Consider the following 11,330-nt stretch of genomic DNA (forward strand, 5'->3'; position numbering starts at 1 on the left):
GGCCCCGCGGCCCCGCCTCCCGCCTTCGGGCCGGACTGGCCCGCCACCTGGACGCCCCTGTGCGTGGCCCGGCTCGGCCGCGCCGCTCCGCCGGTCGCCCCCGCCGTCCACCGCGGCCTCGGCAGCCTCGGTGGCTTCGCGGACTTCTCCGGCTCCGCGCCCTCGTTCCCCGCCGCCGGACCGGCCGGGCCCACGGCCCCCTTCACCGCCGAGCCGGCCGGCGAGGACCTCTCCGACCTCAGAAGCACCGCGCTGGCCCGGCGCACCAACCGGGCCCCCTACCGCGACACCCCCGTCGACCCGGCCCTGCTGCACCGGCTCGCCACCCCCGGGCCGTACCCGTACGGCCTCGAAGCCCTGGCCGAGCCCGTGACCGTCCGCCATCTGGAGAGCGCCGCGGAGCGTGCCCTGTTCGCCGACTTCGTGGCCCGCCACGGCGGCCGCGACTTCAGCCACCGGGCGGCCTGGCGGGAGACCCACGCGTATCTGCGCGCCGACCCGGCCGAGGCCGCCGCGCGCGGCGACGGCTTCGCCCTGAGCCAGCTGTTCGGCCCGATGTCACCCGTCCGCCTCCGGGCGACCCGGGCCGCGCTGGCGCCGGGGACGATGCGGGTGCTGAGCCGGGTCGGCTACCACCGGCTGCTCGCCGGGCGGCTCGCCGCGCTGGTGCGCCGCGCCCCCGTCGTCGCCACCCTGAGCCTCCCCGACGCGGAGCCCCCGCCCGGGGCGATGGTGCGGGCGGGGTGCCGGCTCGCCGACTACTGGCTGGCTGCCACCCGTGCCGGCCTCGTCCTCCACCCGGTGAGCGTCGTCCTCCAGCACGAGGACGTCCGGCTCGACCTCCAGCGCCGCCTCGGGCTGCCCGGCCGGCTGTTCTTCGTCAGCCGGCTCGGCCACCCCACCGCCGACTTCCCCCCGTCGCCGCGCCGCGCGGTGGCGGCCGCGTGGCGGACGGTGTGACAACAGGTTCCGAGGGCGGGCAGGCGGGCGGGCGGCCCGGGAACGGCCGGCGGAAAGGCCCCTCAACCCCTCGCCACGAAGGCCCTCACCCCGCGAGCGGGGCGGGCGCGGCCGGGGGCCCCAGCCGGGGCTCCTGGTTGAGGATGCGGTGGAGCTGCTCCCGCAGGACGGGGGACGGCTCCATGCCCAGCTCGTCGATCATCCGGGCGCGTGCCTCGTTGTAGACGTGCACGGCCTCCGCCTGCCGCCCCGCCCGGTACATGGCCAGCATCAGCATGGCGGTGACCCGCTCCCGCCAGGGGTAGATGGCCGAGGCCCGCCGGAGCTCGCTGATCGCGGCGGAGGGCTCCAGGTGGAGGGAGAGCTCCAGCCGGTCCTCGACGACCGCCAGCCGCTCCTCCTCCAACTGGACCGCCGCGCCGCGGCAGACCGGCCCCACGGCGCCGTGCAGCGGGGCGCCGGTCCACAGGGCGAGGGCCTCGTCGAGCAGCCGGGCGCAGCGGCGGGGGTCCTCGGCCCGGGCCCGGCGGGCGCGCCCGACCGTCTCGCGGAAGACACCGACATCGGTGTCGCCGGCCGCGACGCGCATGGCGTAGCCGGCGGTGTGGGTGACGAGCATGCGGCCGGTCTCCTTCGTTCCGCAGTGCTCCTTGAGGGTCCTGCGGAGCCGGGAGACATGGGCCTGGAGGGCGTTCTCCGCGGTGGGCGGCGGATCACAGCCCCACAGCTCCTCGTAGAGCTGCTCCTTGCTCGCGAGCCGGCCCGTGTTGATCAGCAGAAAGGCCAGCAGGGTGCGCTGGCGGGCGCCCGGCAGGGCCACGGTGCGGCCATTGCCGGATATCTCGACGGAACCCAGTAATCGGAATTTCATGATCCCCCTCCTTGGCGGCACGCCAGGCGTGGGCCGCGGCATGACCGCTCGGTTCGGTCTCGGGTCCGGGCAGGGACGGTGCGGACGCGGAGGCGTGGACGACGGGCCGCGCGAGATCGTCGACGCGGGGGAGCGGCGCACCGGTGACGGCGCTGTCCGGGGTGTCCGGGCAGGCCCGCCGGGTGTCCGGGTGTGCCCGCGAGGGGGGTCGGAGGCGCGGGTTCTCACGGTGCCGGACGTCGACACCCCCGCCTGCCCTCGCCGCACGAGGAACCCCTGGCTCGAAGTCCCCACCCTCCCGCGTGGCGACTTGCGAGCCAACCGTCTGTCACGGACGAGACGCTGCCCAAGATATCGCCTTTCAACCGGTCACGAAATGACACTTTCTGCCGGTTTGTTCATGCAGGCACGATCGTGCCGATGATGCGGCTTACGCCGTTTCTACGCCGTCAGATGTCCCCCGTGTGGGTTAATTTCGTTCATTCCCTGTCCTCATGCGGACCTATCCGGGCCATCATCGGTCCCGCGGCCGGTGCGTGGCGTGCACCGTTCGCCGTAGCCGTAGACAGGGGGACTCGTGTTACGGGAAGAGATCCGCCGCCGGAATCTGCACGCTCTGCTGACCTCGTGCCGCGCACGTCTCACGCCACAGGACGTCGGAATCCGCGATCCACGCCGCCACACCGGCCACGGCCTCCGCCAGGAACAGGTCGCCTCGCTCTCCGGCACCAGCACCCGCTGGTACGGCGCGCTGGAGCGCGGCGAACTGCGCGACGCCGACCTCGGCATGCTCGCCAACGTCGCCGCCGCCCTGCGCATGGACCCCAGGGAGGAGGCGGCGCTGTTCTGTCTCGCGGCCGGCGTGCTGCCCCCGACCACGGATCGCGGGCTGCGCAAGCCCGCCGCCGAACAGCTCACCTTCCTCGAACACGCCGGGCCCAACCCGGCGGTCGTCACCGACTACGCGTGGCACGTCCTGGCCTGGAACCCGGCCGTGACCGAGTGGTTCGGCGACCCCGCCGAAGTGCCCGACGCCGACCGCAACATCATGCTGTGGCTCTTCACCGACCAGGCCGCCGAGCGGCTGCCCGACCTCGACGCCGAACGCGCCACCGCCATCGGCCGCTTACAGATCGCCTGCATGCTGGCGCGCGACGACGACGCCCTGCTCCACCTGGTGGAGCGCGTGCTCCGGCACCCGGCCGCCGCCGACCTCTGGCAGCAGCCCCGCGCCCGCCTCGGCGAAGGGGTCGCCCTGCGCCGGCTGAACCACCCCGGGTACGGGCCCTGCACCGTGCCCGCCACGACCACCGAACTCATCGGCGGGCTCCGCCTGATCCTGCACCTGGTACCCGCCGGGCTCACCGCTCCATGACCGACGGCGGCTCCGCCTCCGGGGCCGTCCCCCAGGCGGAGGGCGTGGTGCCCAGCGTGTGCGCCACGTTCCCGCCCCGGGCCAGCCGGCTCCAGGGCAGCCAGGTGTGGTGCACCTCCTGGCCGTCCAGCGTCACCCGCTGCACATACCGCCGGGCGTCGCTCACCCCCGGGGCCGTGACGGTCAGGGTGCCGCCCTGCCGCTCCCCGTAGGCGCCGATCCGCACGGTCGCCGTCTCGAACTGCGGGCTCGACAGCGCCAGGAAGTCCGCCCCGCTCATCGTCGGGTACAGCCCCAGCGAGGAGAAGATGTACCAGGCCGACATCGTGCCCAGGTCGTCGTTGCCCGTCATCCCGTCCGGCCCCGTGGTGAACAGCGTCATCGCCGCCCGCACCACGTCCGCGGTCTTCGCCGGGGTGCCGGTCCACAGATACATGTACGGCGCGTGCAGATCCGGCTCGTTGTTCGGGTTGTACGTGGGCTTGCCGTAGTAGTCGTACGCCCCGGTGATCCAGTCGCGGCGCGCGGTGCCCGCCGGGTCGGTCAGCAGCCGGTCGTGGACGAAGAAGGTGTCCAGCCGGCGCTCGGTGGCCTTCCGGCCGCCCATCAGCCGCACCAGCCCGGCCGGGTCCTGCGGCACCAGCCACTGGTACTGGTAGGCGCCGCCCTCGTGGAAGTGCTTGCCCGCCGCCACCGGCTCGTACGGCGCCACCCACGCGCCCGTCGTGCCGCGCGGCCGAAAGTGCCCGATGGACGAGTCCCAGATGTTGCGGTACCAGCCGGCCCGCTCCGCGAACATCCGGGCGTCCGCCTCGTGCCCCAGCTCCCGCGCCATCAGCGCCAGCGCGGCGTCCGCCGCCGCCCACTCCAGCGTCACCGACGCCGAGTGGTTGCAGTCGTTGTCCCCGCCCTTGTGGGCGCACTCGCCACCCGGCTTCAGCCCGGCCGGCAGATAGCCCAGCCGCTCGTAGTGGTCCACCCCGGCCCGGCCGTTGAACGGCGAGGCGGCCGGCGGCACCCCGGTGGCGTTCTCCCGCAGCAGCTCGTACGCCTCCCGCTCATGGCCCGCGAGCAGCCCCTTGGACCACACCTCCACCAGATACGGGGTCACCGGGTCACCGGTCATGATGTTGGTCTCGCTGTTCGCCAGCGACCAGCGGGGCAGCCAGCCGCCGTCCCGGCCGATCGCCAGGATCGACAGCGCCACATCGCGCGCCACCTGCGGCTCCAGCAGCTCCAGCAGCTGGTTCTGCGGCCGGTAGGTGTCCCACAGCGACAGGTTCTGATACGGCGTGTAGCCCTTCGCCGTGTGCACCGCGTCGTCGAAGCCCCGGTAGCGGCCGTCCACGTCGGCGGCCAGGTTCGGGTGCAACTGGCCGTGGTAGAGCGCGGTGTAGAAGGCGCTCCGCCGCTCCTTGCTGCCGCCGGTCACCTGGATCGACTTCAACTGGCGCGCCCAGCGCTCCCGCAGCTTGTCCCGGGTGGCGTCGAAGTCGTAGTCGTCACCGGTCTCGGTGGTGAGGTTCTTCCGGGCCCCCGCCACCCCGGTGTACGACAGCCCGACCTTGACCACCACGTCCCGGTCGGCCCGGGTGTCGAAGCCGACCCAGGCGCCGTTCCCGCCCGAACCGGCCGCCTCCCGGGTGCCCGGCCGCAGCGTGCTGCCGCGCCAGGTGCCGTACGAGGTGAACGGGCGGTCGAAGGTCGCGCTGAAGTAGACGGTGTGCCGGTCCTTGCCCGCGCAGAACTTCTCCGTCCGGACCCGGCCCTCCAGCGTGCGGTCGCCCACGATCCGCACCTCGGACTCGTACACCTGCTGATTGGCCTTGCCCGTGTTGAACAGCACATTGCCGACGTCCTTGCCGCCGCCGGCGGCCGGGAAGGTGTAGCGCTGCCAGCCCGTGCGCTCGGTGGCGGTCAGCTCCGCGTCGATGTCGTACGTCTTCAGGCCCACCCGGTAGTAGCCCGGACTCGCCTCCTCGTCCGTGTGCGAGAACTCCGAGCGGTAGCGCTCGTGGTCGACCGTGGTGACCGCGCCCGTCGTCGGCATCAGCGGCAGCTCGCCGACGACCCGGCAGCCGGCCCCCGACAGATGCGTCTGGCTGAAGCCGTGGATCGCGCGGTGCTTGTAGTCGTAGCCGCCCTGGCCCCCGGTGTCCGGGCTCACCTGCACCATGCCGAACGGGGCGCTCGCGCCGGGGAAGGTGTTGCCGAAGTTCTGGGTGCCGATGAAGGGGTTCACCAGGTCGACGGGGTCCTCGGCGACCGCCGTGCCGGCGGCGGCCGGGCCGGGGGCGACGGCGCCCCCGCAGATCAGGGCGGTGGCGAGGGCGGCCACGGCGGCCGCCCGAACGCGCCGCCGGGGACCTCGTCCACGGTTCACCGGCAGGGGCATCGAACGGACCTCCATGGTCGGCACGGCGCGCACAGGTGACAACGATGTCGCCCCCGAGCCCGAAGCGGCACAGTCCCGCAAGCGGCGAAACCGTGACACACGTGTCGGGGCAAGTCAATGAGACGGGCGGGGCCGGCGGGATGATGTGATGGTTCATCAGCCGGATGGCGGCGCGGCGCGCCGCCGCGCGGGGGAAGGGTCGCTCACCCGAGCGTGCGGGGCCCGCCGACCGGCGCGGCCGCCCGGTGCGGGCGCTAGGGTGTGTCCGCAAAGTCCCGCCTGTCCCGCGACGCCTGGCACGCACGCTCGCTGCGTTGTCGGGCTCGCCCAAGTACGCCCAGTACGAGGGCGACCCTCCGCCTTGCGATCGCACGCACCAGACGCCGCGGGCCACGCCCTTCGGGCGTACGACGCGACTTTGCGGACACACCCTAGGCGGGAGGTGTCGGGAGGCGAGGAGGCGTCAGGAGGGGAGCAGCTGCTCCGTCCAGATCGTCTTGCCCGTGGGCGTGTAGCGCGTGCCCCAGCGCTGGACCACCTGGGCCACGATGAACAGGCCCCGCCCGCCCTCGTCGTCGCTCTCCGCGTGCCGCAGATGCGGCGAGGTGTGCCCCGTGTCGGAGACCTCGCACAGCAGCGTGCGATCACGGATCAGCCGCAACTGCACCGGACCGCCCGACGCGTACCGGATCGCGTTCGTCACCAGCTCGCTGACGACCAGTTCGGTGGCGAACGTCAGCTCCTCCAGGCCCCACACATCGAGCTGCGCGGCGGCCAGCCAGCGGGAGTGACTGACCGCGGCCGGATCGGCGGGCAGCTCCCAGACGCCCACCTGCCCCTCGCCCAGCACCCGCGTGCGCACCAGCAGCATCGCGGCGTCGTCCGTGGTGGCGCCCTCGGGCAGCAGCTCCGCCGTCGCCCGGTCGCAGAGCTCCTCCAGCGGCCGGTCGTGGTCGCCGAGGACGCGCGTGAGCCGCTCCAGGCCCCGCGCGCCGTCCCCGTCGCGCATCTCCACCAGACCGTCGGTGTACAGCGCCAGCAGGCTCCCCGCCGGCAGCTCGATGTCCGTGCTCTCGAACGGCAGTCCGCCCACGCCCAGCGCGGGCCCGGACGGGATGTCGGGCACGGACGGACTGCCGTCCGGGCAGACCACCGCGGGCGGCGGGTGCCCGGCCCGGGCGAGGCTGCACCGGGCCGAGATGGGGTCGTAGACGGCGTACAGACAGGAGGCGCCGACGGCCTCGTCCACCTGGTAGTCGGCCTCCACCGGCCCGTCCTCGCCGTCGCGCGCCGCGCCCGCCCGCTCCTCCGCGCCCTGCTGGATCAGGTCGTCCAGCCGGGCCAGCAGCTCGTCCGGCGCCAGATCGAGCCGGGCCAGCGCCCGTACGGTCGTGCGCAGCCGCCCCATGGTGGCGGCGGCCCGCAGCCCGTGGCCGACCACGTCCCCCACCACCAGCCCCACCCGGGTGCCGGACAGGGCGATCACGTCGAACCAGTCGCCGCCCACCCCGACCTCGGTGTCCGCCGGCAGATAGCGGTAGGACACGTCCACCGCGCTCTGCGGCGGCAGGTGCTGCGGCAGCAGATTGCGCTGGAGCGCGAGGGCCGCGGCGCGCTCGCGCGTGTAGCGGCGGGCGTTGTCGACGCAGACGGCGGTGCGCGCCACCAGCTCGTCGGCGAGGGAGAGCTCGTCGGGGTCGAAGCGGGCCGGGTTGTGCCCCCGGTGGAAGGTGACCAGCCCCATCACGGTGCCGCGCGCCCGCAGCGGCACCACCAGGCTGGAGTGGCTGCCCGCCGCCAGCGACGGGTCGGGCGCGTCGGAGGCGTCGACCAGCACGGCCCGGCCCAGGGCCAGCGCCCGCGCCTGGGCCGAGCCCGGCGCGTAGTCCACCGGGCCGCCCTCGAAGGCCGCGCGCCCGCCCGGCCGCTCCTCGCCCTCCCCGCGGGCGTGGTGGGCCACCCGCACCAGCGGCCGGGTGCTCGCCGCCGCCTCCGCGCCCGGCTCCTCGCCCTCCAGCACGGCCGCCAGCAGATCCACCGAGACCGCGTCCGCGAACTGCGGCACGGTCACCTCGGCGACCTCCCACGCCGTCGCCGGCACGTCCAGGGTGGTGCCGATGCTCGCCCCCGCCCGCACCATCAAACCCAGCCGCTGCTGGGCCCGGTAGCGATCGGTGATGTCGAAGGCGTCCTCGCACACGCCGAGCGGGTGACCCCGGGAGTCCAGCAGCCGGTAGTACGAGCACGACCACACCCGCGCGCCGTCCGGGCTGGCCGGCACCCGGGCCCGGTAGTGCAGGTCCACGACCGGCTCCCCGGTCTCCAGTACCTGCCGCACCACCTCGCCCAGCTCGCGCGGGTACTCCTCCGACACCACCTCGCCCTGCGGGTACAGCTCGTCCACGGGCGTGCCGATGTGCTCGCCGACCGGCCGGCCGATCTCGCGCTGCGCGGCCACATTGGCCCAGGCCAGCCGGAGCGAGGTGTCGTAGATGGCGAGGCCGATCGGGGACTGGGTGGTCAGCCCGCGCAGCATCGCCTGGTGGGCGTCCCAGCCGCGGACCTCCTCCAGCTCGGTCGCCACCATCACCCAGGCCGGCCGCCCCGGCCCGTCGGCGGAGATCGCGCACATGGCCGCCGCCACCTCGACCGTCCGGCCGTCGTGGTGGCGGACCTTCAGCGGGCCGCTGCGCACGGCCCGCCGGCGCTGCCCGGAGCCCGCCTCCTCACCGGGGAGGGTACGCGCCTCCTCGTACGGCACCTTGGGCGGAAAGGGGCCCGGCGCGGGGCGCTCGACCAGCAGCGAGTCGACCCGGCGGCCCAGGATGTCCGGCGGCCGGTAGCCCAGCAACGTCTCGGCGGCGCGGCTCCAGCCCAGCACCACGCCGTCGCCGTCCAGCACCGCGGTGGCCGCCCTCGTGACATCGAGGGGGCCACGGAAGCCTGCGCTGTCGTCCGTATCCCACGCTCTCATCGCACCAACCCGGCCGGGACTCGTTACCTCCAGCATCAGACGCGGGTGGAGGGAGCACAACCGGCGGCGGGCCGGCCGGGGACGGCGGGCGGTGTCGTACGGCCGTCCGGGGCGGCGCTCGGGTCAGCCGGCCGGGGGCGGGGTGTCGCTGTACGGGTTGGGCGGCGGCGCGGCCGGGCGGACGTGCGCGGCGTCCAGCGCCGCCGCGGCCGAGGCGGTGCCGAGGATGCCCCGCGGGTGCCAGCGCCCCGTCACCGCCACCCAGCTGTCGGCGGGCGGCGCGGGGGCGCCGTGCACCGCGACCTTCACCGCGCGGGAGTCGGCGGCGCAGCAGCTGATGACCAGCCGGGTCAGATACCAGGTGCCGTCGGTGCCCGGGGTGACGAAGCCGCTGAGCGTGACCGTGCGGTCCCGCAGGTCCCGGGCGGGGTCCTGCTGGGCCCGGCGGGTGAACTCGCTCAGCGACAGCGGTACGGGGGAGGCCGCGGGCAGCGGGTCGAAGGCGGGCCGCGGCCCGCCCGCCGCGTCCGTGCCGGCGCCGCTGTCGGGGGCGGTGGCCGCGGCCGGGCTCGCGCCGGTGTCCCGGGCGGCGGTGAACGACCCCAGCGGGGCCGGGGGCGCGAAGAGCAGGGTCAGGGCCGGCAGAAAGAGCAGCCAGGCGATACGGGGGCCGGCGTGCGGGCCGTGGCCGCCGTGACCGCAGGGGGCGCGGCGGTCGGGGGCCTCCTGCCCCTCGGGGTGCGGTTCGGTGGGCTGCTTGGGGTGCGGCTCGGGGTGCCGCTTGGGGAACGGGAAGCCGTCCCGCCCGGCGGCCACCAGCCCCGCCAGCGTCAACAGGCACCCCGACGCGATCAGCAGCGGCCGGAAGCCCTCCTTCACATAGCGCAGATAGAACTCGCCGAAGAGCGAGACGTGCAGCAGCGCCGCGCCGGTGAGCAGCAGCAGCGCGGTCTGGGCGGTGCGCTTCACCGCGGCCTCCTCGGGGTCTTCGCCGTCGCCTTCGGGCGGCCCGCGACGGGGCGAAGGGCCGGCCTCACAGCAGCCACCACCCGGTCAGCGCGCTCGCCGCCACGGCCACCACGGCGGTGGCCGCGGAGAACCGCCAGGCGAACGCCCGGCCGAAGGTGCCCGCCTGGAGGGCGATGAGCTTCACGTCGACCATGGGCCCGACCACCATGAAGGCGAGCCGCGCGGTCGGCGAGAAGCCGGTCAGCGAGGCCGCGACGAACGCGTCCGCCTCCGAGCAGACCGCGAGCACCACGGCGAGGCCGGCGAGGAAGAGCACCGACAGCCAGGGCGACGCGGCGAAGGCGTCCAGCACGGAGCGCGGCACGGCCACGTTGAAGGTGGCCGCGGCGATCGCGCCGACCACGAGGAAGCCGCCGGCGTGCGCGAAGTCGTGCTGGAAGGCGAGCCGGAACGCCTCGCCGCGGCCGTGGCCGTCGTTCTCCGCCGTGCGGCGCGCCGGCAGCCGCAGCCACTCCGTACGGCCCAGCCGCAGCCAGAGCCAGCCCATGACGACCGAGACGGCCAGCGACGCGAGCAGCCGCGCGAGGACCATCTCCGGGCGGCCGGGGAAGGCGATCGCGGTCGCCGTCAGCACGACGGGGTTGACCGCCGGCGCGGACAGCAGGAACGTGAACGCCGCCGCGGGGGCGACCCCGCGGCGGATCAGGCTGCCGGCCACGGGGACGGACGCGCACTCGCAGCCGGGCAGCACGGCCCCCGCGATGCCCGCGACCGGCACGGCCAGGGCGGGCCTGCGGGGCAGGGCCCGGGCGAGGGCGCCGGCCGGCACGAGGGTGGCGATGGCGGCCGAGAGCACGGTGCCGAGCAGCAGGAACGGCAGGGCCTGGACGACGATCGCCACGCAGACGGTTCGCCAGGCCTCGGCGGCGGGGTGGGCCGACGCGGCCCATGCGGTGGCGGCTGTCGCCGCGACGACGGCTGCGGGCAGCGTGATCGCTTTCAGCGCGGGGGCGCTGGCGCTCGGCCTGGGCCGGGTTGTGGTTTCCGTGTGCACGGGTTGGTGCTCCCTGGTCGCGCTCGGGGTTGCACACGATAACCATTACCGTCACGGGGTCAACGCTCGCCCCCTGATCTCCGCGACGTCGCCCGTCGTGTCCTGCCCGCGATGCGGCGCCTTCCCCCGGCCGAAGGCCGGGGGTGCTTTTCCCACCCCGGAGGGGCGGCAGTTCTCCCGGCCTCCGGCGCGAAGCCCCCCTTCCCGCGCCGAAGGCGCGGGAACTGTTTCCCCGGCCTTCGGCCGAAGCCCTCTTTCTCCGCCCCGGAGGGGAGGGGCTTTCGCCCCGGCCTTCGGCCGCCACAAGCTTTTCCCGCCCCTTCGGGGCGGGGGTGGGGTGGTGTTTGCGGCGCCCGGTTGCTGGGTGGTGTCGGTGCCGCACCGGGGTACCTCCTCGGCGGCGCACGTGCACGTGGTTTCTTCGGCTCTCCCGCCGTCTCGTGCGCCGCGCTGCGGGGGCACCCCGCTACGTCCCCTCCGGCGGTTCGGGCGCACAAAGCGGAGTGGGGGTCTCGCGCTCCCTGACTGCCTGGCGGGGCCGTGATCCGCGATCTCCTGTGCCGCAGGCGGCTCCGGCTTCGCCGGAGAAAAGAAACAGGGCGGGGAGCCGAGGGACGGCCGCAACCAGCTACGACCACCCCCACCGCGGGCGCGTCGCTGACGAGAGCCGAGGGGACGTGGCGGGGTGCCCCCGCAGCGCGGCGCACATCTCCCCAGGGAGAGCCGAAGAAC

Annotated in this window: 7 protein-coding genes; 2 read left to right on the plus strand and 5 right to left on the minus strand. The window is 74.8% G+C overall.

Annotation, left to right across the window (positions count from 1 at the left end; all coding sequences use genetic code 11):
- On the plus strand, window positions 1-960 hold a 960-nt coding region (locus ACSNOD_RS21490; protein WP_436768630.1), incomplete at its 5' end, for a hypothetical protein.
- 85 nt (window positions 961-1,045) lie between these two features.
- Here ACSNOD_RS21490 and ACSNOD_RS21495 read toward each other — a convergent pair.
- Window positions 1,046-1,831, minus strand: coding sequence for an AfsR/SARP family transcriptional regulator (locus ACSNOD_RS21495; protein WP_436768631.1), 786 nt, complete (start codon window positions 1,829-1,831; stop codon window positions 1,046-1,048).
- A 577-nt stretch (window positions 1,832-2,408) separates the two neighbouring features.
- On the opposite strand from ACSNOD_RS21495, the gene ACSNOD_RS21500 reads away from it, so the two are divergent.
- Window positions 2,409-3,206: a helix-turn-helix domain-containing protein gene (locus tag ACSNOD_RS21500; RefSeq protein WP_436768632.1), complete on the plus strand. Its 798-nt coding sequence runs from the start codon at window positions 2,409-2,411 to the stop codon at window positions 3,204-3,206.
- Here the strand turns inward: ACSNOD_RS21500 and ACSNOD_RS21505 are convergent.
- The 4 genes from ACSNOD_RS21505 to ACSNOD_RS21520 form a co-directional block, all read right to left on the minus strand.
- On the minus strand, window positions 3,193-5,616 hold the full coding sequence (locus tag ACSNOD_RS21505; RefSeq protein WP_436768633.1) for a GH92 family glycosyl hydrolase: 2,424 nt from the start codon (window positions 5,614-5,616) through the stop codon (window positions 3,193-3,195). The genes ACSNOD_RS21500 and ACSNOD_RS21505 overlap by 14 nt on opposite strands.
- A gap of 448 nt (window positions 5,617-6,064) precedes the next feature.
- Complete coding sequence (locus ACSNOD_RS21510; RefSeq protein WP_436768634.1) at window positions 6,065-8,575, minus strand: SpoIIE family protein phosphatase; 2,511 nt, start codon at window positions 8,573-8,575, stop codon at window positions 6,065-6,067.
- Between the two features lie 123 nt (window positions 8,576-8,698).
- Entirely contained in the window at window positions 8,699-9,544 is an 846-nt protein-coding gene (locus ACSNOD_RS21515; protein ID WP_436768635.1) for a TIGR03943 family putative permease subunit, read from the minus strand.
- A gap of 64 nt (window positions 9,545-9,608) precedes the next feature.
- Entirely contained in the window at window positions 9,609-10,532 is a 924-nt protein-coding gene (locus ACSNOD_RS21520) for a permease (protein ID WP_436768636.1), read from the minus strand.
- Between the last annotated feature and the right edge of the window lie 798 nt (window positions 10,533-11,330).

Source organism: Streptomyces sp. URMC 123 (assembly GCF_051386515.1).
In the GTDB taxonomy this organism is placed as follows: Bacteria; Actinomycetota; Actinomycetes; order Streptomycetales; family Streptomycetaceae; genus Streptomyces.

What these genes read in the sequence shown, in the direction of transcription:
- ACSNOD_RS21495 (WP_436768631.1), bottom strand. Translation starts at nt 1,831, where the DNA reads ATGAAATTCCGATTACTGGGTTCCGTCGAGATATCCGGCAATGGCCGC.
- ACSNOD_RS21505 (WP_436768633.1), bottom strand. Translation starts at nt 5,616, where the DNA reads ATGGAGGTCCGTTCGATGCCCCTGCCGGTGAACCGTGGACGAGGTCCC.
- ACSNOD_RS21510 (WP_436768634.1), bottom strand. Translation starts at nt 8,575, where the DNA reads ATGAGAGCGTGGGATACGGACGACAGCGCAGGCTTCCGTGGCCCCCTC.